Origin of the sequence: Vibrio sp. V09_P4A23P171 (genome assembly GCF_963875615.1) — a bacterium.
Lineage (GTDB): Bacteria > Pseudomonadota > Gammaproteobacteria > Enterobacterales > Vibrionaceae > Vibrio > Vibrio anguillarum.
On the sequence record NZ_CAWNMR010000020.1, the window covers coordinates 14,862 to 39,045 of the forward strand.

Genomic DNA, 24,184 nt, shown 5'->3' on the forward strand with positions numbered 1-24,184 from the left:
GTAAATGGGATCAACTAAAATACCATTAAGCGATTTTACAGTGTAAATGAAGGGTCTATTTTCGTTTAGGCTGCCCTACACCATAGCTATTGCGCTATATAAAAATAAGGACGTAGCAATGTCTTCTGCATTTTATCAACAGATCCAAAACCAGCTTGAGGAAATCAAAGCGGAAGGTCTGTATAAATCTGAACGTGTGATTACCTCGCAACAACAAGCGGCGGTCGAAATTTCTACTGGTGAAGAAGTGTTGAACTTCTGTGCCAACAACTACCTTGGTTTGGCTAATCACCCTGCGTTGGTTGAAGCGGCGAAGCAAGGCATGGACAGTCACGGTTTTGGTATGGCTTCGGTACGTTTCATCTGTGGTACGCAAGATATTCATAAGCAACTGGAACAGAAGCTCTCTCAATTCTTAGGTAAAGAAGATACGATTCTTTACACCTCATGTTTTGATGCAAACACCGGTTTATTTGAAACTATTTTAGATAAAGAAGACGCGATTATCTCTGACGCGTTGAACCATGCCTCAATCATTGATGGTGTGCGTTTATGTAAAGCGATGCGTTTTCGTTACTCCAACAATAACATGCAAGAGTTGGAACAGCAGTTGATCGCAGCCGATGCGGCGGGCGCTCGTAATAAGCTCATCGTAACGGATGGTGTATTCTCAATGGATGGCGTAGTCGCAAACTTGCCTGCGATTTGTGATTTAGCGGATCAATACAACGCGCTCGTCATGGTGGATGATTCACACGCGGTTGGATTTATGGGTACAAATGGCCGTGGTACGCATGAATACCATGATGTGATTGACCGTATTGATATCATCACCGGTACCCTTGGTAAAGCGATGGGTGGTGCTTCAGGTGGCTACACTTCCGGTAAAAAAGAGGTAATTGATTGGCTTCGTCAACGTTCACGTCCTTATTTATTCTCTAATTCGGTTGCGCCAGCGATTGTTGCAGCATCGATTCGCGTGCTGGATTTACTGGCAGAAAGCGCAGCGCTTCGCGACCAACTTTGGGATAACGCCGCGCATTTCCGTACTCGTATGGAAAGCGCGGGGTTCACTATGGGTGGCGCGGATCACGCCATCATCCCGATTATGCTCGGCGATGCTATCGTTGCAGCAGAGTTTGCAGAACGAGCACTAGCTAAGGGCATTTATGTTGTTGGTTTCTCGTTCCCTGTTGTGCCCAAAGGCCAAGCTCGTATTCGTACACAAATGTCAGCCGCGCATAGCCGCGAGCAACTCGACCACGCCATTGATGCGTTTATTGCTGTTGGCCAAGAAATGGGGCTCATTAAATGAAAATTAAAGCATTATCCAAACTCAAACCAGAGCAAGGCATTTGGATGACCGAAGTGCCAATGCCTGAACTTGGTCACAACGATCTGCTGATTAAAATTAAGAAAACCGCAATTTGTGGCACCGATGTTCACATCTATAACTGGGATGAGTGGTCACAAAAAACCATCCCAGTGCCAATGGTGGTTGGCCATGAATACGTCGGTGAAGTGGTTGGCATTGGTCAAGAAGTTCGCGGTTTTGAATTAGGTGATCGCGTGTCTGGCGAAGGTCACATTACTTGCGGCCATTGTCGAAATTGCCGTGGTGGTCGTACTCACTTATGTCGTAATACTGTGGGTGTTGGTGTGAACCGCACTGGTGCATTTTCTGAATACTTAGTTATCCCTGCATTTAATGCTTTCAAGATCCCAGATGGTATTTCCGATGATCTAGCCTCGATTTTTGACCCATTTGGTAACGCGGTACATACCGCATTGTCATTTGATTTAGTCGGCGAAGATGTGCTGATCACTGGTGCTGGTCCAATCGGTATCATGGCGGCCGCAGTGGCGAAACACGTTGGTGCGCGCCATGTGGTGATCACCGATGTCAACGAATACCGCCTTGAGCTTGCACGTAAAATGGGCGTGACACGCGCCGTGAATGTTGCGGAACAAAAGTTAGAAGAGGTCATGAGTGAACTTGGCATGACGGAAGGTTTTGACGTCGGCCTTGAAATGTCAGGCGTACCAAGTGCCTTTAGTTCTATGCTGAAAACCATGAATCACGGTGGTCGTATTGCTTTATTAGGTATCCCACCTTCAGATATGGCGATCGATTGGAACCAAGTGATCTTCAAAGGTTTGGTGATCAAAGGTATCTATGGCCGTGAAATGTTCGAAACTTGGTATAAGATGGCGAGCCTGATCCAATCGGGCCTCGATTTAACGCCTATCATCACTCACCATTACAAAATTGATGACTTTCAAACGGGCTTCGATGCTATGCGCAGCGGGCTTTCTGGCAAAGTTATCCTTGATTGGGAATAATCGAATATTGAAGTTGAAGCGCTCCGGTTGGGGCGCTTTTTTTGAACAGCATTTACTCTGCGACTACAGAATAAACAAGCAAGTTAACGGCGGTGGCAAAATATAGCGCTAGGAGAAAACTAATACCGATGTAAGAAAACGAATAATTTTCAAACGCTCATTTCATTTAACGTACCAAAATAAAAATCCATGTAAATGCAGCAAAAAGTAGTGCAATCAAAACTGAAGCTGATCCTATATCCTTCGCACGGCCACTGAGCTCATGCCACTCACTACCTACGCGATCAACTACAGCTTCCACGGCTGAATTCATAAGCTCAACGATGACAATCAGCACTAAGCTACCGATCATCATTAACTGTTCTAATTCATTGACCGGCAAGAAAAAAGTGATCGCAATTAGAATGATAGAAGCGACGATTTCTTGCCTAAAGGCGGCTTCATTTTTCCATGCAGCCTGAAGGCCTTTCATTGAATAACCTGTAGCGTAAAATAAACGACTTATTCCTGTACGGCCTGGTTTCATAAAGTGAGTAACCTAATAGTTAATAATGAGATAATAAAAATGTCGATAGCTTGAGTTGACTCTCATCTTATTAAAAAGTGCTATCGGATGTAGCATACTGTATCTATCTATTATTTTTCTATATGAAAATTCATTGCCATGTCACTTTTTTGAAATAATACAAAGTTGATGTTATCCCTATTAACAAAAATCGCCATAGTAATGATTAAAATTTAGACGGCCTCTTCAGTCATGAATACTAATTAAAAGTTAAATAGAGCATTAAATACGGATCTTTTTGTAAATACACCACTGTTACTTAGTCGATTAAACCTGATGAACCTAAGCACTCAGGTTCAATGAACATATTTCTATTTTTTATGTAACAGCATATTTTTTAAATAATTGTGGTCAGTCCAGTGGCTCATTATCACAATGGCGGCTATATGGCTTACCGTTGCCAGCATCGTTAGATTTGCAAGCGCTCCATGCAATTCGCTGAGCCAGTCATTTGCCCATAACATATCCAGTTGTGTTGCCCAGCCGCTAAGTCCTGTTAGGAGGAGGCCAGACCACAAAATCCAGACCATCACAGCTCCAGCTGGGTTGTGCCCTTCATGGTGATCTTCTTTCGTTTCTATCACTTGCTTTATGTGAATAAACGCATTGTGTATTGAAGGCTTAAAGGCAGACAAGCGAGCAGGGGAATGGACAATAAGCCCCCAAATGAGACGAAGGCATATCGTGATCATCAGTAGATAGCCAATCCATTGGTGTGTTTTACTACCTTCTTCTGTTATGAGGTAGTTGGTTAAGAAAGATCCCGCCACAATCCAATGTGTCAAGCGAACAAATAGATCCCATTTGTAAGTTTTAGGCATTTAGCGTTCCTCTATTTTGTTTATATTATCAAGATTGAAATGGATTTCTGTCGTTTAATTAATCTAAATAAATCCCGCCATTCTTAATTCTGTCAGTGTTCGATAAAGGAATTTGCCATATTAATCTTAAGAAAAACTTAAGACATTTAACGCATGAAGATAAAATAGGCGATAGTTTTTCGTTTTACAAAATGAAATGGAACTTATTTCTTTTATCAATGCCTTAACGTATTATCTAATCATTCATTTAATCTTAATAGTTGTTGAAATTTATGCTCAATAAAATCAAACCTTACTTAGGGCCTCTTTATCCGATTGCTGCCGTATTCGTAGTGGGGCTAGTTATCTTTTTTGTCTCTCGTTTAGGACTGGCTATCTGGCATTTTGAACGGGTGAGTGATGCTGGTGGATGGCTGACTATTTTCTTAAGTGGTCTGCGAGTTGATATTGTTTCTCTTTGTTATTTGCTCATTTTACCAGCGTTGTTATCTAGCCTACTGTCTGGCGATCATGCTGTCGGTCGGGTTTGGCATTGGTTTTTACGTGTGTGGATTACCGGCGGTTTGTGGCTGATTGTTTACATGGAAGCAGCAACACCGCCGTTTATTATCGAGTACGATCTGCGACCTAATCGAATTTTTATCGAATATCTCATTTATCCCAAAGAAGTTTTCAGTATGCTTTGGAGTGGCTATAAATTTGAACTTTTCCTTGGTGCCGTAGTTTCCACGTTCACACTTTTTGTCGGTTGGAAATGGAGCAAGCAGCTTGTTTCGAACTTAAGCTTTCCTAAATGGTATTGGCGTCCGCTGATTGCTATTTTTGTTGTGGCTATTGGTATTTTGGGGGCGCGTTCTTCACTGGGACACCGTCCATTAAATCCGGCGATGGTGGCTTTTTCTAGTGACCCTTTGGTGAATGATTTAACGTTAAACTCCTCATTTTCAGCGATTTTTGCTGCCAAACAGATGAAATCTGAAGCGAGTGCTTTCGAGTTTTACCCGAAAATGGATAAGGAGGAGATCGTCCAAGAAATTCGTGCATCCATGAATGTCGACAATAAAGACTTTGTCTCTGCACAACAACCTAGCATGGCAATGCACCAAGCGACCTATCAAGGCCATCCTAAAAATATCGTAATCCTTCTGCTTGAAAGTCACGGTGCACGTTATGTTAGCCGCCTTGGTGGTATCGATGCGTCACCCAATATCGATAAACTGATTGATGAGGGGTGGGCATTCACCCGTTTGTACGCAACGGGAACGCGTTCTGTTCGTGGTATTGAAGCGGTGACCACTGGGTTTTCTCCGACTCCTGCACGTTCAGTGGTCAAATTAGGTAAAAGCCAAACGAATTTCTTTTCAATTGCGGATTTATTAAAGTCTCGAAATTACCACACACAATTTATTTACGGTGGTGAAAGCCACTTTGACAATATGAAGAGTTTCTTCTTAGGTAACGGTTTTGTCGATATGCAAGACTTCCCAACTTTTGATTCGCCTAAATATGTTGGTTCATGGGGCGCGTCAGATGAAGATCTCTACAATAAGGCAGATCAGCAATTTACTAAGATGAGTCGTGAAGGTAAACCGTTCTTTAGCTTAGTTTTTAGCTCATCGAACCACAGCCCATTTGAATACCCTGATAACGTGATTGAACCGTATAATGAGCCAAAGCAAACGGTGGAAAATGCGGTGAAATATGCAGACTATGCGCTTGGACAGTTCATTGAAAAAGCGAAAAAGTCACCATATTGGGATAACACGGTGTTTGTTGCTGTGGCAGATCATGATGCTAGAACACAGGGTAATCAGCCTGTACCAGTCGATTACTTTCGAATTCCAGCGGTGATTTTTGGTGGCGGCATTGAACACCGCATTGACGATCGTCTAGTTAGTCAAATTGACCTTGCACCCACACTGCTTTCTTTGGCCGGTATCAGTAGCCAAAACCCAATGATTGGGTTCGATTTAACTCATGATGTTCCTGCTGAGAAGCAGCGAGTAATGATGCAACGAGATAAAAACTATGGCTATATGACAGCAGACAACCAACTGGTTGTTATTCGGCCTGAGCAAGGTATTTCTACTTATCAATATGATTTTAAATCAGATACCCTGACAGAAAAAGAGTTGGATCCAGAAGTGGTTAAACGTGCTCATGCCAATGCTATGTGGGGAAGCTTAGCGTTTAAAGAAAACTACTACACCGCATCTGATTCATATTGATTATATTTTTATCCACCTACAGCGTTATGCGATAAATCAGTACCCAAAAGTGGCTGAGAAACATAAACTGGTTGGACTTAAACAAGTTTAGCCAGTTTGTGAGGCGCAAAATGTTAGAAAAAGAGAACCTGATTAAACTTGCGCGTATGCCAATGCCGTTTGGTAAGTATGCAGGGCGAGCGCTTATCGACTTACCAGAAGAGTATTTGCTGTGGTTTGATAAGAAGGGCTTCCCTGAAGGGGAGCTCGGGCGTTTGCTGCAACTTTGCTTAGCGTTGAAAATTGAAGGATTGGATAGCGTGGTTAAGCCACTAAAGCATATGTGATCTAGTGGCTAACCGCGTTATTTTTTCATCAGTTTGGCGAGATCGGCAAAGGGGTTATAGGTCGCGCTTTGATGATCGTCTAATCTCGCAACAGGCTCAGCGCCAAATCGGTCGTGGTCTGAATATTTAGAGTGCTCATGATCGTGACAATAGAGGCATAAAAGCTCCCAGTTACTGCCATCTTCAGGGTTATTGGTGTGATCGTGATCTTTGTGGTGCACAGTTAATTCTCGTAAATTTGAATAAACGAATTCACGCGCGCAATTGCCACACACCCAAGGGTAAAGTTTAAGTGCTTTTTCTCGGTAACCGCTCTCTTTACGAGCATAATTGGCACTTGAACCATAAAAATCTGACGACATGTTAATTCCAACCATTGATTAAAAATACTTTTTCGATATTAAAAACCAAAAATCTGCGCTAATCAAAGTTTGTGTGATTTATTTTAATGCACGCCCTCACACCTTAGCGTAAGTGTCACTTTTACCACTCAATCTCAATCGGCGTGCCTTCTTTGACTAGGCTCAAAAATTCATCCATTTCTGAGTTAGTCAGTGCAATACACCCATTAGTCCAATCAAAACTTTGCACATATTCTGGTCGTTGCTTGTCGCCATTTTTTAGACCATGGATTTTTATATCACCACCGGGATTGATGTTTAAGCGCTGTGCATGCACTTTATCTTGATGATTCGGGTAACTGATATGAATCGAACGATAATAGCCAGAATCATTACTGATAGCTTCAAGATAGTATCGACCTTCTGGAGTACGTTGATCGCCTTCTTGCTGTTTATGTCCTTTGGGTTCTTTACCCAAGGCAATTCGATACTCCTGAATGATCTGCTGTCCCGAGATTAAGTACATGCGACGTTTAGATTTATCCACTTTGACCAGATCAATCTCAGCCGCTGCGCTGTTGAGTGAAAAACATAGAAACAAAAGTAGCCTAAAGTATCGGGTCATAAGAGAGTGTCAGTACTGATAAGGTGGCAAATAGAGAAACATTATGCAGCGGAAGAATGAACGTGGCTAGTTGTCAATGTTGTCTTGTAAATAAGACAATGCTAAAAATAATAGGGCTAACCATGTAATAAATGGAAACAGAATCTCAAAAATGTAGGTTAACTCTAGGATGTAAAAACATAGAGTGCAAATTTGCGGCCGACTTAACAGCGACCTTTTTAAGAGTTTGATTGCACATGATCTTTTGTCTAATTTTGCAATGAAAATTATTAAAATGTCAGGCCGCTCATATGTTCTCTCGTACTTTACTCAAACAGATTTCTTCTGCTCGCAACCACCGTATGCTCGCGGAAGCAACGTTTGATTTTCTTCAAAGTTTCATTTCTCCCAAATCAATGCGGATCTTTCATGCACCAACATTAAACAAGCGCCATGAGCCATTATTTGAGTACAACTTACCGACAGCTCTGCAAAATTATCCAAATACCTTTTGGAATTGGGCCGCACAATTTGACACCTCTGATGGTCTAATTCCACTAGCGATCAACACCTGCAATTGGGACTACCGTAGTGTGATGGGCGGTGAGTCTTATCTTTTTATGTTAGATAACCACCCTGATTTAAGAACCTATTTGCTACTTGAGGCAATTGATAACGTCAACATTCATGCGAAAACAGAATCCGGAGAGCTCGATTGTTTGCAACTGATTGCGGCTCGTTGGCAATGTCTTCGCGCGGAATCTGAAGCGGCAAAAGAGTTTAAAAATAGAGATATCCGCGAAGCAAAGTATTTGGATGAAATTAAACAGCGCGAAATGTTCATTGATAACATGAAGCTGGTTCATCAATTAGCGATTGAACTGGCTAACCCAGACAATTTGGATGCGCTGCACAGAGCGGCCGTTGATGTAACGAAAACACGCTTAGGGTTTGATCGAGCCGCTTTTTTAGTTCTTGATATGAAAAAACGTTGTTTTAGCGGAACTTATGGTACGGATGAAAGCGGAAAAACGGTGAGCGAACACCACACCCAATACGATTTGCACCAGCTAGAAGAAAGTTATTTAAGCGGTCTTTCTGATGATACTAAAAGTTTGGTGCTGATCGACGATGCCCCTCTATACACGGCAGGAAATGTGGTAGGACAAGGGTGGAATGGGATGTTAATCCTACGTGATGGTAATGAAACCATTGGTTGGATCGCGATTGATAACTACATTAATCGACAGCCCATTACTGAATACCAAAAGCAGATGTTGGAATCTTTTGGTTCATTGCTTGCGCAAATTTATATTCGCAAGCGTCAGGAGCAAAATGTTCGCATGTTGCATGCGAGCATGGTTGAACTGTCACGTTGTATGACGGTGAGTGACGTGTGCAAATCGGCGGTCAGTTTTGCGATTAACCGCATGGGTATTGATCGTCTGGCGGTGTTTTTGACCGATAAACACTGCTCGTACATTCAAGGAACGTGGGGAACCGATATCCAAGGCAACATTGTGGATGAATCCTATTTTCGTTCTGGGACCACCAATAATATGATTGTTGATATGGCCAAAGCCAACCCCAATGAGGTGGTTTTTGAAGAGTCAGTCCCTATTTATCATGACAGCAACATTGTTGGTTTTGGCTGGACAGCCATGACCATGCTTACCAACAATGGCGAACCTATTGCTTTTATTGCTGCGGACAATTTGATCCGCCGCTCACCACTGACCTCACAACTGCGAGAAGTGATCCGCATGTTCGCCTCTAATTTAACCGAAGTATTGATGCGCACCAGTGCTCAGCAGGCGATCAGTGAACTGAATGAGAATTTAGAAATTGAGGTGCGTAACCGTACCTATGAGTTACAAAAAGTGAACGACAAACTGGACTTAATGGCCAAAATGGATCCATTAACTCGCCTTGGAAATCGTCGGATGTTAGCTCATTTATTGGAACGCATCGGTTCGAGAGTACAAACGGAGACCGTAAGTTATGGTTTAATTCTGCTTGATATTGATCACTTTGGTTTATTTAATAATTACTACGGTCACTTGGAAGGGGATATTGCTTTGATTCGTATTGGCCATATTCTCAACCAACATGCTCAGGCAGAGAATGAACTCTTTTGCCGAATTGGTGGTGAAGAATTTATATTGTTGGTGGCCAACCGTGATGCAGCAGAAGTGAAAGCGTTGGCTGAAAGCATACGCTTTAGTATTGAACGAGAGCAGATTGAACATAGTGAGAACCCTGATGGTGACTGCTTAAGTGTCTCGATTGGTTACACTATTGCCCAGTACCTTCCCAGTAAACTTAAGTTTGAGGAGATGTACAGCAAAGCGGATAAGGCACTTTACCAAGCAAAAGATAATGGCAGAAACCAAGTCGTTGGTTACTCTGAGCAAAAACACCATACTCGAAGTGATAAAGTCGCCGCATCAAATTCATAGTGTTAGCGCGGCGAGTCATGGCAAGGATAATGAGAACAGCAGATTATTCAGTCTGAGAGGTAATATTCAACCGTTGAAACGACGCGTACTTTTTTGATGTAAGGAGTATTGTTATCACGATCCACAATACTAAATTGTCCCTGTGAAGCGCGTTTAATCTTACCAAGTGAGCTTTGCGAATCTTTGGCGAATTTCTCTGCGACTTCTCTTGCTTGTTTGGTCGCTTCTTCAATCATGTCGGGTTTGATTTCATTCAGTCCAGAGAATGAATAATCAACGCGGTTGTTGTAAGGATCTTGATTAAAAACGATGCCTTGTTTTCCTAAATTGCCGAGCTTATTAATGGCCTCGCGCACTAGGTCAACTTGATTGCTGTACACCGTAATGGTTTGGTTCGCTAAATAACGAAACTCGACTAAATTTTCTCCACCATACTGCTGTGCTTTTTTGTCGATCACCGCTGGCGATGATAGCGAGACACTTTTTTCATCAATGCCTTGTTGAGCTAAAAATGCGGTCACCAGTTGGCTCTGTTTTTCAATCGTGTTGAACATGGTGGGTAAATCATTATCGGCCACACTAAATTGGATCGGCCAAACAACGGTGTCGGCGGGATATTCTCGCTCTGATAATCCTTTAACGGTCACCACGCGCTCATACTCTTTATATTTCACAGCCGTTTGCTGCACAAAGTAACCGAGGGTTGCGAGCCCGAGTATTAAACTCAAACCGATGATCAATGAAGCGCTACTTTTTATTTGCATGCCTTGTTTTCCTTTTGTTGGCAACAGTCCCAAAATGACTTGAAGTCACAGCGGTTAGTCGTTTGAATATAACAGCATACCTTAGATTTGAGATTGTGATTTCGACAGCTATTTTCGGTTAGAGTTTTGCCAGAGATTCTAACTTTTTATTCTGGCGCTTAGTTTGCTTTTTTTGAATGGCATCAATCATAGAGATTAACGCTGATCCATCCCAATCACTTTTCTGAGGTGCGTACAAAGTTTTAAGTTGCTGGTTGACTTGTGCATCTAGTGCGGTTTTCTCTTCGTCACTTAATACGACAGAATCGCGCCAGAGGGTGAAGTAATAGCTGATTTTGGCACCATCTTGGCTTTGTACGGCTGCTTTTAACTGTTGATATTGGTGGCCTTCAAGCAGTTGATAATGAGCGTTGGTTTCCTGTGCTGCTGTTTGTGGCGCGTTACGAAATGACCAAGCAACGACCATAGTAGCCATCCATAACAGTGCAAAAAATGCGGTAAAGTAGGGCCAGTATCCTGCATCTTTAACGGTGACGGTTTGTACTGTTGGTGGTGTCAGCACCGAGGTGGATGGGTTGAGTAATTCACCTGGCGAAACCTCTAGCTTTAATCCTTTGGCTTGCGCGCTTTGCTGAGATTCGTTTTTGGTGTCCCACCAACTGACGGTGAGATCCGCCAGCTCAACCTTACCGACGGTTTTGGGGATGAGTACTTGTTTTAGCGTCATTTGCACATCGCCATTATCTAAGCTTTTAAACTGAGGCTTTTCAGCATAGAGCCGAATTGAGTCTGGATATTGCACTGAGAGGTTAGGCAACTGCGTCTGCGTAAGGCCTTTCACTGTCAGAATCCATTCACGAGTCAACGATTCACCCACTTTGGTTTTAAAGCTCTCGGCGGTGATGATCTGCCCTGTGGCATCTCGCCACGTTTGGTTGAGTGTTAGTTTTGGTGTAGGTAGCCAAGTGCCTTGATAGCTATCCGGTTTCGGCAGTACGGTCAGCGAAAAGGTTTTGGCCGGAATATCGACTTGCAGCAAGCGGGTGCTGCCCGTTTGGTTGTTACCATAGATGAGGCCAGCTTTAAACGCAGGGCCGGATAACGTGAAAGTTCCTGCCTCTTGGGCCGTGACTCTAAATTTTTGGTCTACAACGGTGACTTCAACCCCATCCAATAAGCTTTGGTATTGGTTAGCTTCTCCCTCGGTCGTCAGTTCTAATCCTTGTACAGCGGGTGGCGTAATTTGTGGATTTTGCAGCCTTCTTGGGTCAGCTTTGATGATTAGGCGAGCATTGAGAAAAGTGCTTTCACTCGGGTAGAGTTTGCTACGTTCTAGATCGGCTTGTATTTCAACAAGGTCAGATTGCTTGGGCGCTTCACCATCAGCGATAACTTGAATTGCGATCGGTTGAGTAGTTGCCCCATTGACGCTAAAACTAGGAATGGTCAGTATGCCGAGTTTGTTGGCTGCCAACGATACATTCCATTCACTGCGCGTGCTGCGATCGCCATTGATGATGTTCACCGAAGTACCAAAACTTGGGCGGCCAAGAAAAAAATCGCCTTCTAACACCTTAAAGTCGATCGCATCGGTCGATACTTTTTCATCGGCAACAATTCGTAATTGGAATACTTCATTTTTCGCGACCTTATTTTTACTGACGCTGGCGTAAAGTGCAGCCGCGTTAGCGGCCGAGCTCAGTAGAGCAACAGAAACTAGGCTGATAATCGCAGCCCAAAATGAACGCTTGATCGATTTCATACTTACCACTTCTTGCTGTTGTTTTGTGGAGGTTGTGCTTGGTCTTCTTGCCGTTGTCTTGCTTGTAGCAACAATTGTGCTTTGAGTAAGCCACTAGGATCTCGTGCACTTTCGACTTGTTCTAGCTTGCGAAGTTGCGGGTCAACAGTTTGGCTATCGCCTTGCTGTTGCGATTGCTTCTGTGTTTGCTGCTCAGAGGCTTCTTTGTCACTGACCTCATCTTCGTTGTTCATTGATTCATTTGTTTGAGTCGCTTCAGTCGGCTGTTGAGAGGCAGGCGATTCGTCCGCCGTGTTGGCCTTGGATCGCTCACTTTGCTCATCTTTACTTTGTGCCGATTGAGGCGAAGACTGAGAGCCGTCATCTTGCGGTGAGCCATCGTTTTGGTCGTCAGGTTTATCTCCGGTTTGTTCGCCATCTTGTTGTTCGTCGTTTTTATTCTGTTCATTATTTTTATTTTCCGACCGATTTTGATCTTGATTTGGATCGGAAGGCTCACCAGACTGTTGCTGTTGCTGTTGCTGTTGCTGTTGCTGTTGCTGTGCTTTTTTTACGATTTCCAAATTATTCTGAGCATCTTTATGGTTTGGGTCGCGCTTTAACACCTCTTCATACAAGGTTTGGGCCTTTTCCAATTCTCCATTTTGCGCGTAGGCGTTGGCCAAGTTGTATTGCACTCGCACATTGTCTTGTGGCAGTTGAGAGAGGGTCTCCACCGCTGCCTGATATTCTCCAGCCTGATATTGAGCGATGCCTTTCCACTCTAAGTCTGTAAATTGTTCACTGGCCGCTTGATACTCCTTTGCATCAAACGCTTTTTTGGCTTGTTGATTGCTATTTAGCCAAGGAGAAGCCTGTACACTATTGCTGTGCAGTGTAGGGATGAAGAGCAGTAATAAAGAAAAAATGACGCCACGGCGAAACAAAAGCAAACACGGGATAATGAGGAGCAGCACTAACCAATAGCCATTGTTAACGCGCTCTTTCACCATTTGTTGACTCTTGGTTGTACTGTGTGGTTGTTCGTTTTGGTCTAGCTTAGCGATCATTGCGACATCGCTATTGTCTAAGCTGATTGGCGTAAATAATCCATTTATATTCTGCACGAGCGACTGCATATTGGCAAAGTTGGTCTTGGCCACTACGGTCTGCCCTTGTGCATTTTTCAGTAAGCTGCCATCGCTGAGCGTAATGGGCGCGCCCGCTTGTGTACCAATGCCTAAGATCACCAATTTCCAACGCGTATTGGTAAGCTGTGTTTCAATCTGAGCTTGCTCTTGTGAGTCGATGTCATCGGTCAATAACACAATGTCACCTTGTGCAAGGCCGGCATTTTTCATCATGTCGATGGCTAATTGAACCGCGCGAGCCGCATCTGCGCCGGGGTAGGGCATAATATCGGGCGATAGATTGGGCACTAAGTTGATTAGGGTTGCGGTGTCGGTGGTTAATGGGCTAACGGTATAGGCATCACCAGCATAGGCGACAAGCCCTGTACTACCTTCTTGCCATTGTGTGAGTAAGTCGAGCGCTTTATAACGCGCTTGCGTTAAGCGGTTGGGTTTTATATCAGTAGCGTACATCGATAGTGACATGTCCATCACTAATACGCGCGCGTTACTATTGCTGTAACTGGGGCGTGTTTGAGATTCAAAACTCGGACCAGCTAGCGCCAGTACTGCGAGCAGCCAACTGATGCTGATGATCACAATGGCCGCGTTATGCTTTTTATCGCTCAAACCCATTGCCTTAGCCAGATGAGGTGCTATCAAAGAGTGTCGTTTGGCACGCAGCGTGAACCAGCCCAGCAGCAGTGCTAAGGGGAATAATGCGGTTAACCACCAAGGTGTAAGAAAAACAAACTCAGACATGATTTCTCCTTAGTAGCGCTAAGAGTACAGAAAGCGCGAGCGCTATCGCCAACGGATAACCAAACCATTCGCTTTGTGGACGCCAAGTTTGGCTTGCTTGGCTTATGGGTTCTAATTGATTAATGGTGTCGTATATTTTGGCGAGGTCTTGGCTATTTCGTGCGCGAAAATATTGGCCACCAGTCATGGTCGCTATTTGTGTTAACGTCTTCTCATCTAAATCTTCCGCGGTATTGATTTTTCGAGTCATAAAAAACTCTTTGACCATCATTTCGCCAGCGCCAACACCGACTGTGTAAATGGTGGCATTGTATTTTTGGGCAATTTTCGCAGCTTCGATTGGGTCGAGCACGCCAGCGGTATTGCTGCCATCGCTGAGTAAAATCATCACCCGCTGTGGGGCATCACTATCGATAAACGTTTTGGTCGCAAGCCCAATCCCTTCACCAATGGCGGTTTGGGTGCCGATCAGCTTAAGGACGGCTTGATTAAGCTGCTGGCGAATGGTGTTTCTATCCAGAGTCAACGGCGTTTGTAGATAGGCGTGATCGGCAAATAAGACTAACCCAAGGCGATCACCTTCTCGCTTGTCAATAAAATCAGAGAGCACATTTTTAACGGCGCTCAAACGATCAATGTACTGATCGCCAAGCAGCATATCTTCTTGGCTCATGGAGTCAGAGAGGTCAACCACCAGCATCAGATCTCGGTGTTTGGGCTGAGCAATAACCGGGTCGCCAAACCACACTGGACGGGCTGCGGCGATCAATACTAAGCACCAAATAACGCTCGCAATGATTTTAGCGATGATCTGGTTTGGTGCTTGACGCTGATTATCTTTAGGAAGGTAGGGCAGGTGAATCGCTGCCCTTTCTTTTGCTGGTGGTAAGAATCGATAAACGACCAGCGGGAGTGGCAGCAGACATAGCATCCACCACCACAATAACTCTATATTTGCCAAAGCCTAGCTATCTCCGTTTTTTAGGCGGCAAAGCATCATTAACCCATTGATAGCAGTGATTAATCAGCTCTTGGCTGTTTTCTGTTTTCTGCTTTTGGTATAACGCTTGCTGCCACAATGTTTCATTGGGAACAAAAAGAGGGTAAGAAATTTGTGAATCTAAAAAGGTGTACCACTCTTTGCCGGTAAGATGTGCGATTTCCATACGAGGGTAGTAACAAAGCGCGGCTTGACGAAGTAGCTCAATCGCTGAAGAAGGAGTTAAATGCCCAAATTGGGGGTTGAGTAAACGCAGCGCCGTTTTTTTCGGGGCTAAGCGTTTACGACGCCAACGAATGGCTAACACCAGAATCAGCAGACAGAGCAGTATGCCCGCCGCGCTTGCCCACCATCCCCAAGCCAAGGGAAACCAAGAGGGTAGCTCAGGCAGTTGCATCGCGCTTAAATCTAAAAGTGTAGCTATTGATGATTCCTTCATTCTTTATATCCGGATAGTTGTTGCAACAAAGGTTTCTCACTAGAGAGTGAGGTATAAGAAATTGCCATAGTTTGACTCAATGATTTTAGTTTTTCTTTTTGAGATTCAAAGGCTTTTTTTAACCCTAAGCGCGTACTATTTTTCGAAAAGTTGAGCCAGCTCGTCTGTTGGCCATCGGTTACGCGTTCTACACCGCGAAATTGGGTCTCTCCTTGCTCTAATGGATCGTAAATGTGCACAATTTTCACACGATTATGTCGCTGCAATTGGTTGAGTATTGGTTGTAATGTGGCATTGAAATGGACGAAGTCACTGATCAAAATCACTTCACTGCCTTTAGGGCACAAACGATTCAACGCAGTTAGGCCGCGCTGCATGCTGTGTGATTTCGTTTTATCAAGCTCCAGCAGCTGTTGGTTTTGTAGTGTCACCAACTGTTGCAACAGCTGTAATGGCCCTTTTTGGCGGCTAGTCGGTTTTAACTCAACCAGTGTCGAACCAGTATCAATCACCGCGCCCACTCGGTCCTTATTGGCAATGCTTAACCAACTGAGCAAGCTTGCCATGTGCGCCGCTTGCACTGATTTGAGCATTAACTGCGATCCAAACTGCATAGAGCGGCTCAGATCAACGTAAAGAATGACGGGTTTTTCTCGTTCTTCACTGAACAGTTTGGTATGAGGTTTTCCCGTACGCGCAGTAACGCGCCAGTCTATGGTCCGAATATCATCTCCTGTTTGGTATTGCCTGACCTCAGCAAAGTCCATTCCTCGGCCGAGTTGCTTGCTCTGATGCTGCCCCAATACTTGCGCCCATAAACTTTTAGCCGGTGGCAGCCAGCGAATAGCGTGCTGCTTGTAAGGCAACAGTTCAGCCAATGAAAGTGTGACACCCGTACTAAACGGTGGAAGTGACTCTTGCATAGTAAACCTTAGTCTTAGTGCTAAGCACTACCAACCAGTGAAAGTAAGTGAGTGATAACTTGGTTGGGATGCACGCCCTCAGCCTGTGCTTGGTAGCTCAATAATAGCCGGTGGCGCAAAACCGGAAATACCATCGCTTGAACATCTTCAGGGCTGACAAAATCACGCCCACTGAGCCATGCATGAGCGCGAGCGCATCGATCAAGCGCGATGGTTGCTCGCGGGCTGACGCCCATCTCTAGCCATTGTGCCAACGTGGCATCGTAGTCTGCGGGTTTACGTGTTGCCATGATCAGGCGAATAATATATTGCTCAATAGGTTCGGCCATGTGAATGTTCAGCACTGCTTGCCGAGCACTGAAAATATCGCTTTGGCTTAATGTGGGCGGAGAGACTTTCTCAATTCCCTGCGCTTCCCCGCGGTTCAAACGTAAAATGGCGAGTTCATTTTCAGCGTCTGGATAATCAACATTTAAATGCAATAAAAAACGATCCAACTGCGCTTCGGGTAGAGGATAAGTACCCTCTTGCTCGATCGGGTTTTGGGTAGCCATCACTAAAAAAAGTTCAGGTAACGGGTAGGTTTTTCGACCTGCCGTGATCTGTTTTTCGGCCATCGCCTCGAGCATCGCAGCTTGTACTTTGGCTGGAGCGCGGTTGATTTCATCAGCCAATACTAATGAGTTAAAAATCGGGCCCGCTTGAAAAGTGAACTCACCTGTTTCAGGGCGGAAGATATCGGTACCGGTTAAATCGGCGGGGAGCAGATCAGGCGTAAATTGGATTCGATGAAAATCACCTTCTATGCAATCGGCGAGTGATTTCACGGCACGGGTTTTTGCAAGGCCAGGAGGCCCCTCGACCAAAATGTGCCCATCAGCAAGAAGTGCAACTAATAACTGTTTAACCAAACCTGTCTGGCCTATGACTTGCTGATTTAAATAGTGTTGTAGCGATTGAAATGCGTGCGATGGCATTGAATGGGTCTCCTGCTGTTTTGCTGAATTAGTAATTTATTGATTCGAAAAGTTCCATGAAAAGTGTGATGCATCAACTGATTGGCGAATTATTATCCATTTGGCGAAACGAAAGAATGTTTGGTCACCATACTCGACTATGCTTAGGAACAACCATTGTTGGCCATGATCACATTCTACGTGAAGATAAATCGATTCTATCGATAAATTTCTCAAGAGAGAGGGTTTGTTGCCGATACAAAAAAGTTATTCATGACAAGCCAATAATAAAGAGCGCAAATAATGTTCAAACTTAATTCGATGAGTATTAAGCAAAAGGTTGTATTAGGAATTACGTTCGCGGTACTCGCTTCGACGGTTATCGTTGGTGTAATGGCGCAGCGTCAAGCACGAGAGGTACTGGAGCACCGATTAATTGATATCGAACTTCCCTCGTTACTTGATCAAATCAGTAGCCAGATAGATCGAGAAGTATCGCAATTGCTCTTTTCTGCTGAGCAACTAGCCAATAATGAATTCATCAAGCAAGCCGTTCAGACGACCGATATTAATGCTGACGCTGAGGCGATGCTGATTAAGCAGCTCAATAATGTACGCGATCAATATTCGTTAAATGATGCTTCTGTGGCTAACCGAAAAACGGCGTATTACTGGAACCAAAATGGTTTTTTGCGTCAGCTTAATCAACAGCAAGATGGCTGGTTTTTTGGTTTTACGCAATCGGGACAAAAGACTATGGTCAGTATGTTTCAAGAGGCAAGTGGCGAAGTGAAAATGTTTGCCAACTATCAAAATGTCAGTGGCGATACGATGTCTGGTTTGTCGAAATCAATGGATGACATGGTGAACCTGCTCAATGGATTTAAAATCGAGGATACAGGTTTTGTCTTTTTGACCAACTCGAAAGGGGAAGTGCAAATCCATCGCCAAAAAGAGAAAGCTAAAGCCTCATTAACACAATTGTACGGCTCAAACGCAAACCAACTATTGAATAAAAGCCGCTTCAACCTGATTTCGACAACCTATCAAAACCAAGATGTTTTTGTCGCTAGTGTCTACGTGAAATCGATGGACTGGTTTGTGATTGGTTCAGTACCTGTGTCGGAAGTCTTCGCCGAATTAAATGCCGTTGCGCAAAAAATGTTGTTCACAACCTTAGCTGTGGCGGGTTTATTTATTTTGATGGGTCTTTTTCTCGCGAATAGTATTGCCAACCCAATTAAACAGATTGCACAACGCTTTACCGATTTAGGTAAAGGCGATGGTGATTTATCGCAACGGATTGAGATATTGGGCCGCGATGAAATCGCTCAATTATCAGCGGGCTTCAACGGTTTTATTGAGAAGATTCATCAATCGATGAAAGAAGTTGCTTCTACCAGCCATGCGTTGCAGTCGGCGGCGGGTCGGGTGTCGGAAAAATCGACGCGTACTCATGACAATAGCCAAGAACAGCGTGACCAAACTATACAAGTGGTGGCGGCGATTAATCAAATGGGGGCCACTATCAGTGAAATTGCTTCTAACGCGGCGACGGCAGCTGAAACAGCAAATCATGCGGCTGATAACACTGAAGTAGGACGTGAAGTGGTAAGCAAAGCCAAAGATGCCATCAGTCGTTTAGCAGCGGATATCGAAAATACGGGTAAAGTGGTGGAGCAGCTAGCATCGACCACTCAAGATATTGGCTCTATTTTAGGTGTTATCCGTGGTATTTCTGAACAAACCAACTTGCTGGCATTAAACGCTGCAATTGAAGCGGCGAGAGCTGGAGAGCAAGGCCGAGGTTTTGCTGTGGTGGCAGACGAAGTGCGCAATTTGGCCAGCCGCACGGCCTCTTCAACAGAAGAAATTCAAAAGATGATCAATCAATTACAAAACGATGTAAAAGATGCGGTCTCGGCGATGTCTTCCGGTAAGGCTGTTACACAGGAAGGGGTTGACGCTTCCGATGAAGCGGTGAACGTTTTAGTGAATATTTCAAACAGGATCCACGATATTTCCGATCGCAACACGCAGGTTGCCACGGCAACTGAAGAGCAATCAACGGTGGTGCACACAATCAATCAAAATATTGAAGAGATCAACGCCATCAATGAAGTGACCACCAGCACCGCAGAAGAGTTGGCAGAAGCGAGCCAAGAGCTGCGTGATCTGTCTGGCCGTTTAGATAAAATGGTGGGTAGCTTTAAGCTCTAGAATCATGAGGGGGAAATCGGTACACTTCCCCCATTACGTTTATGTTTAGGTAAGTAAAATGAGTGATTTCGAAAAAGAGTTAGCACAATTGTCACAACAGGTGGCGGGTGAACCTGAAGTGAAACTGCCTTCGTTGGAAGAGCAAAAAGCGATTGTGGCTGAGCTTAAGCAGCTAGAAGCGGAAGGCAAGCTGACGCCAGAAGTGCTGGAAAAGCATTTTGGACAATTCTTTACAGAAACGGATACCCCCGTCCATTAATTCAAACCCACTTTATTTAATTTAGAGCGCACAATAGTATTTAGGGCACACAGTAGTATTTAGGGCACACAGTAGTGGTGCCCTTTTTTATCAGAAAACGTTATTGAGTCATAGGAAGCTGTTGCGCGATATCTTCGAGTGCCTGTTGAAGGATCTCTGTCGTTTGCGCGCCTGAGATAAGATGGCGTTGCTCAATGATCAAGGCTGGCACAGCTTGAATTCCTGCCTCTAACCACTGTTGCTCTGTGACAGAAACGGTTTTCGCCCACGACTCATCAGTTAAAACTGCGCGGCAGATTTCTCTGTCTAAACCAAGGCTCTGTACTAGGTCGAGCAAGACATCATCGTCATCTAAGGCTTGCCCGAAAGTGAAATAAGCACGAAATAGTGCCATTTCCAGCTCTAATTGTTTTCCTTGGCTATTCGCCCACATTAATAATTGATGCGCTTTACGGGTATTATAAATACGCATGTCGTCACTAAAATTGAATTGAAAGCCGACTTCTTGCCCTAAGGCGCTGAGGGTTTGGCGTGCTTGTAAACTTGCTTCTATCGACGTGCCATATTTTTTGGCTAAATGTTGCTGTAGGTGTTCACCACCTATAGGCATAGCAGGGTTGAGTTCAAAAGGGTGCCAATGGATGTCTACATCGATCGTATCGCTGAGAGCCAGCAGCGCTTGCTCTAACCGCTTATAGCCAATGATGCACCAAGGGCAGACAACATCTGACACGATATCAATGCGTAGTTTTTTCATTTTCTTCCCTACCGCGATTGGCAATTCACTGACCTTAATTATAGCGAGATTATCAGCATAAACTGTGACTTGTTGTGTAGCCCTTTGGAAAGCTAGGCGCTTTTTTATCGCTCTACGCCTTTTCTCTCATACAAACAATATTGCAATAAGGCTGATGGAATTGCTGAAACGCTCTCTATACTCTAAAAACGTTAAATGCAGAGAATTAAACTGCGCTTTGAGAAACAAGTGACGTATTGTGAGGTTTCGCCTCTTTCAACTTGTGAGTTAACCATGATGAACAGGGACATTGACGTATGACAAATGTTCAACCAACCGATGTGATTTTGCATGCTTTTGATTGGCCGTATCGTTTAGTCGCTGAGCGTGCAGAGCAAATTTTCCAACTGGGTTATAAAACGGTGTTGATTTCACCGCCGATGAAATCGTTCAAAACCGCTCAAGGTACAAAATGGTGGCAACGTTACCAGCCACAAGATTATCGCATCATTGATAATCAACTGGGCAATACCCATGATTTTAAACAGATGGTTGAAACCTTAACCGCATTAGGCTTGCGAATTTATGCCGATGTAGTGTTCAACCATATGGCCAACGAATCCAAATTGCGTTTGGATTTACAATACCCGAGCGCACAAGACTTAGCTTCCTACCAGAATAAAAGCGATGAGTACCAAGCGCTGCGCCTCTTTGGTGATCTGACCCAGCCACTCTTTGATAAAGATGACTTTGTGGAAGCGTTTGGCATAAAAGATTGGAAGGATCGTTGGCAAGTGCAAAATGGCCGCATTACTGGAGGGGCGCATGACCCGGGCCTACCCACGTTGCGTGATAATGAACATGTGGTTGTACAACAACAGGCTTATTTAAGGGCGTTGAAAGCGTTAGGAGTCAAAGGATTTCGAATTGATGCTGCTAAGCATATGTCTATTGAGCATTTGAAGAAAGTATGGGCCGATGACATTACGCAAGGCATGCATATTTTTGGCGAGATCATTACTGATGGCGGTGCAACCAAAGAAGAGTACCAACTTTTTCTCGAGCCTTATCTGCAAGAAACAAAGTTGGGTGCTTATGATTTTCCACTATTTCAAACGGTATACGATGCGTTACAAACAAAAGGTAGCCTGAAATGGCTGATTGACCCTTATTGTTTTGGTCAGGCGCTTTCCAACAACCGAGCGATTACGTTCACCATTACGCATGATATCCCCAACAACGCTGTGTTTGCCGACCTCGTCATGGATGAAGCCTTAGAAAATATCGCCTACAGCTACATTCTTGGTCGCGATGGGGGAGTGCCATTAATTTACACCGATTTAAACACCAGTGGCATTTTGAACCATGCTGGTCTTCCGCGCTGGCAAGAGGCATGGTGTTCGCCACAAATGGCGGCGTGTATTGCTTTTCATAATAAAATGCATGCGTTGCCAATGAAAACGCTAGAAGCGAGTGATGACTTGTTAGTGTTCAGCCGCGGTAAGGAAGGGATAGTGGTTTTGAACAAATCTCAACGCAGTCAGCGCGTTGAAATTGATTGGACAAATCCAATGCTAGAATTGTTTACGAAGCAGCAGTATCAACCCAATAACCAAAAGATTGTCATGGATATCGCCGCTCGCTCTAGCGCCATGCTTTGTCGGCTATCAAATGTCTGATGGTGAATAAAACGGTGAGTCGTTAGAAAAGTAAAGGCGCGTAATCAGCGCCTTTACTGAGTCTACCCAGTTGCTGTGGTAGAGGATTAAACGATAAATTTATTCAATATAGCATCTTGCTCTCTGATATTTTCGGTTTGAGCTTGCATGGCTATGTTGGCATTGTCAGCGGCGTCTGCAACTTGAACGGAAAGATCTTTGATCTTAACCGTGTTGTTGTTGATCTCTTCTGCTACCAAGCTTTGTTCTTCGGCTGCCGAAGCTATTTGGATATTCATATCACTAATTTGCTGAATAGCATCGCGGATTTTCAGCAGAGCATTATTCGCTTCTTCGGCACGATTGACCGCCTCAGCTGCCGTTGTTTTACTCTGATTCATCGCATTGGCAACAGAAGTAGCGCTCGACTGCAACTTCTCAATCATATTACGGATCTCCGTCGTGGATTGCTGCGTTCTTTGCGCCAGCGTACGCACTTCGTCTGCAACGACCGCAAAGCCTCGGCCTGACTCTCCAGCCCGAGCCGCCTCTATCGCTGCGTTTAGTGCCAGCAAGTTGGTTTGGTCGGCAATGTCGTTGATCACTTTCAAAATGGTTTCGATGTTTGCCGTTGCATTTTCTAGTGCACTTACCTCTGTTACTGCTTCATCAATACGCGTCGAAAGATTATCAATCGCTTGAGTGGTTTGGGTCACAACATTGGTACCAAATTCTGTCGCATCATCAGCATCTTTTGCCGCCGACGCCGCGCCTTGCGCGTTGTTGGCGACATCGCCAGAAGTGGTGGCCATCTCATGCATGGCTGTGGCTAATTGCTCAAGTTCATGCAGTTGATCACGCATCGCTTCGGCCGATTCTTGCAACCCCATCGAGGTCATTTCCGAACCGCGTAAAATTTCTGAACCGATGGCTTTAGACTGGGTAATTTGTTGTTGTAAGGCTTCAGTAAAGGTATTGAAACCGACCGCTAATACCGAGAATTCTTTATCCGTGTCGGTGGCTAAGCGTTGGGTTAAGTCACCACTACCAGAGGCAACGTTCTGTATTGCATTATTAAGTGCATCAAGCGGTTTCATCAACAGACGGATAAGCACAAGCAGTATCGCAATACTGAAGACTAAAGCGATTAACGTATAGATGATCGAACTGTTGCGCAGTGTTGCTAAAGACGCATAGGCGATCTCTTCATCCAAAACGACACCGACATACCAATTCTCTCCGGGTACTTTTGAAAAATCGAGTGTGTAGTGTTTGCCATCAATCAGCACTTGTTTAGGCTCTTCGGCGATAACCGCATTGCCTAAGTATTCTTTCATTGGCTTGCCGTTCATCTCTGCTCGGGGGTGGGCTATGGTTGTGCCGTCGGATGAAACAATAAACACATAGCCTGCATCAAATAATTTTACGGTGTTGACCAATTCTGCTAACCCAGCAAGGCTAACATCGTAGAAGATGGCGCCGATAAATTTGCCGTTATCTTTAACTGGGGTAGCAATAGACACCAATATTTCATTAGTGGCAGAGTCGGCGTAAGGTGCAGTAATAATCAGTTTGTCGGCATTTTTTGCATCAATATACCAAGGGCGCACGCGTGGATTCCATGATGCGCCTGGGTTCCAAGTAGGATCATTACTTATGTAAGAGCCATCACTCTCAAAACCGACCCCAGCCAGTAAAAAAGTTTGTTTGACAATCGGCCTTGTGATGACCTTAGACATACTTTCTCGGTTAATGTCGACTTCCAACATGCTGGTGGCGTAAGCGGCAATGGCCTTGCGGCTATTGATCTCTGCACCAGCTGTATTGCTAACCCCATCCACTATTTCAGTTACACTCGCTTCAACTTGTGACTTCACTTCTTTTTGGACGGTGAAGTATTGTTGTATCG

General features: G+C 44.4%; 21 protein-coding genes. 8 read left to right on the forward strand and 13 right to left on the reverse strand.

What is annotated here, in order from left to right:
- Window positions 1-118: 118 nt before the first annotated feature.
- On the forward strand, window positions 119-1,315 hold the full coding sequence (locus tag AACT23_RS07615) for a glycine C-acetyltransferase (protein WP_094127194.1): 1,197 nt from the start codon (window positions 119-121) through the stop codon (window positions 1,313-1,315).
- Window positions 1,312-2,343: an L-threonine 3-dehydrogenase gene (gene tdh / locus AACT23_RS07620; RefSeq protein ID WP_088733474.1), complete on the forward strand. Its 1,032-nt coding sequence runs from the start codon at window positions 1,312-1,314 to the stop codon at window positions 2,341-2,343. Before AACT23_RS07615 ends, tdh begins: the two co-directional genes overlap by 4 nt.
- A 166-nt stretch (window positions 2,344-2,509) precedes the next feature.
- Here the strand turns inward: tdh and AACT23_RS07625 are convergent, their stop codons facing one another.
- Window positions 2,510-2,869 carry a diacylglycerol kinase gene (locus tag AACT23_RS07625; protein WP_094127196.1) on the reverse strand — a complete coding sequence of 120 codons (360 nt, stop codon included), beginning with the start codon at window positions 2,867-2,869 and terminating at the stop codon, window positions 2,510-2,512.
- A 350-nt stretch (window positions 2,870-3,219) separates the two neighbouring features.
- Window positions 3,220-3,729 carry a cytochrome b/b6 domain-containing protein gene (locus AACT23_RS07630; RefSeq protein WP_017048967.1) on the reverse strand — a complete coding sequence of 170 codons (510 nt, stop codon included), beginning with the start codon at window positions 3,727-3,729 and terminating at the stop codon, window positions 3,220-3,222.
- Between the two features lie 272 nt (window positions 3,730-4,001).
- Between AACT23_RS07630 and AACT23_RS07635 the strand changes: the two genes are divergently transcribed.
- The gene (locus AACT23_RS07635; protein WP_094127198.1) at window positions 4,002-5,957 is read left to right on the forward strand and encodes an LTA synthase family protein; all 1,956 of its coding nucleotides are present in this window, start codon (window positions 4,002-4,004) and stop codon (window positions 5,955-5,957) included.
- A gap of 110 nt (window positions 5,958-6,067) precedes the next feature.
- Window positions 6,068-6,283 carry a DUF3820 family protein gene (locus tag AACT23_RS07640; protein WP_026028377.1) on the forward strand — a complete coding sequence of 72 codons (216 nt, stop codon included), beginning with the start codon at window positions 6,068-6,070 and terminating at the stop codon, window positions 6,281-6,283.
- 17 nt (window positions 6,284-6,300) lie between these two features.
- Here the strand turns inward: AACT23_RS07640 and AACT23_RS07645 are convergent, their stop codons facing one another.
- Together AACT23_RS07645 and AACT23_RS07650 are read right to left on the reverse strand one after the other, a co-directional pair.
- Window positions 6,301-6,645: a YajD family HNH nuclease gene (locus AACT23_RS07645; protein WP_010318547.1), complete on the reverse strand. Its 345-nt coding sequence runs from the start codon at window positions 6,643-6,645 to the stop codon at window positions 6,301-6,303.
- A 121-nt stretch (window positions 6,646-6,766) separates the two neighbouring features.
- On the reverse strand, window positions 6,767-7,249 hold the full coding sequence (locus AACT23_RS07650; RefSeq protein ID WP_013868005.1) for a L,D-transpeptidase family protein: 483 nt from the start codon (window positions 7,247-7,249) through the stop codon (window positions 6,767-6,769).
- Window positions 7,250-7,539: 290 nt separating this feature from the next.
- Here AACT23_RS07650 and AACT23_RS07655 point away from each other — a divergent pair, with 290 nt between their 5' ends.
- Window positions 7,540-9,687 carry a GGDEF domain-containing protein gene (locus AACT23_RS07655; RefSeq protein ID WP_094127200.1) on the forward strand — a complete coding sequence of 716 codons (2,148 nt, stop codon included), beginning with the start codon at window positions 7,540-7,542 and terminating at the stop codon, window positions 9,685-9,687.
- Between the two features lie 47 nt (window positions 9,688-9,734).
- On the opposite strand, the gene AACT23_RS07660 is transcribed toward AACT23_RS07655, so the two are convergent.
- The 7 genes from AACT23_RS07660 to AACT23_RS07690 form a co-directional block, all read right to left on the reverse strand.
- The gene (locus AACT23_RS07660) at window positions 9,735-10,451 is read right to left on the reverse strand and encodes an SIMPL domain-containing protein (protein ID WP_026027736.1); all 717 of its coding nucleotides are present in this window, start codon (window positions 10,449-10,451) and stop codon (window positions 9,735-9,737) included.
- 118 nt (window positions 10,452-10,569) lie between these two features.
- Window positions 10,570-12,222 carry a BatD family protein gene (locus tag AACT23_RS07665; protein ID WP_094127202.1) on the reverse strand — a complete coding sequence of 551 codons (1,653 nt, stop codon included), beginning with the start codon at window positions 12,220-12,222 and terminating at the stop codon, window positions 10,570-10,572.
- Window positions 12,216-14,084 (reverse strand): vWA domain-containing protein, encoded by a 1,869-nt coding sequence (locus AACT23_RS07670; protein WP_094127204.1) that lies wholly within the window; start codon window positions 14,082-14,084, stop codon window positions 12,216-12,218. The genes AACT23_RS07665 and AACT23_RS07670 overlap by 7 nt, the downstream gene beginning before the upstream one ends.
- Window positions 14,077-15,045 carry a vWA domain-containing protein gene (locus tag AACT23_RS07675; protein ID WP_094127206.1) on the reverse strand — a complete coding sequence of 323 codons (969 nt, stop codon included), beginning with the start codon at window positions 15,043-15,045 and terminating at the stop codon, window positions 14,077-14,079. The genes AACT23_RS07670 and AACT23_RS07675 overlap by 8 nt, the downstream gene beginning before the upstream one ends.
- A gap of 7 nt (window positions 15,046-15,052) precedes the next feature.
- Complete coding sequence (locus AACT23_RS07680; RefSeq protein WP_013867999.1) at window positions 15,053-15,523, reverse strand: DUF4381 domain-containing protein; 471 nt, start codon at window positions 15,521-15,523, stop codon at window positions 15,053-15,055.
- A complete protein-coding gene (locus tag AACT23_RS07685) occupies window positions 15,520-16,446 on the reverse strand; it encodes a DUF58 domain-containing protein (RefSeq protein WP_094127208.1) in 927 nt (308 codons plus the stop codon). Before AACT23_RS07685 ends, AACT23_RS07680 begins: the two co-directional genes overlap by 4 nt.
- Before the next feature lie 20 nt (window positions 16,447-16,466).
- Window positions 16,467-17,423 carry an AAA family ATPase gene (locus tag AACT23_RS07690; RefSeq protein ID WP_064626305.1) on the reverse strand — a complete coding sequence of 319 codons (957 nt, stop codon included), beginning with the start codon at window positions 17,421-17,423 and terminating at the stop codon, window positions 16,467-16,469.
- Between the two features lie 282 nt (window positions 17,424-17,705).
- Between AACT23_RS07690 and AACT23_RS07695 the strand changes: the two genes are divergently transcribed.
- Both AACT23_RS07695 and AACT23_RS07700 read left to right on the forward strand, forming a co-directional pair.
- The gene (locus tag AACT23_RS07695) at window positions 17,706-19,622 is read left to right on the forward strand and encodes a methyl-accepting chemotaxis protein (RefSeq protein WP_094127210.1); all 1,917 of its coding nucleotides are present in this window, start codon (window positions 17,706-17,708) and stop codon (window positions 19,620-19,622) included.
- A 58-nt stretch (window positions 19,623-19,680) separates the two neighbouring features.
- On the forward strand, window positions 19,681-19,881 hold the full coding sequence (locus AACT23_RS07700; protein WP_013867995.1) for a restriction endonuclease subunit S: 201 nt from the start codon (window positions 19,681-19,683) through the stop codon (window positions 19,879-19,881).
- Window positions 19,882-19,981: 100 nt separating this feature from the next.
- Here AACT23_RS07700 and AACT23_RS07705 read toward each other — a convergent pair whose 3' ends face one another.
- The gene (locus AACT23_RS07705; RefSeq protein ID WP_094127212.1) at window positions 19,982-20,662 is read right to left on the reverse strand and encodes a DsbA family oxidoreductase; all 681 of its coding nucleotides are present in this window, start codon (window positions 20,660-20,662) and stop codon (window positions 19,982-19,984) included.
- A gap of 272 nt (window positions 20,663-20,934) precedes the next feature.
- On the opposite strand from AACT23_RS07705, the gene AACT23_RS07710 reads away from it, so the two are divergent.
- Window positions 20,935-22,296: an alpha-amylase family protein gene (locus tag AACT23_RS07710; protein ID WP_017046062.1), complete on the forward strand. Its 1,362-nt coding sequence runs from the start codon at window positions 20,935-20,937 to the stop codon at window positions 22,294-22,296.
- Between the two features lie 86 nt (window positions 22,297-22,382).
- Here AACT23_RS07710 and AACT23_RS07715 read toward each other — a convergent pair.
- A partial coding sequence (locus tag AACT23_RS07715; protein WP_094127216.1) for a methyl-accepting chemotaxis protein occupies window positions 22,383-24,184 on the reverse strand: 1,802 nt, incomplete at its 5' end.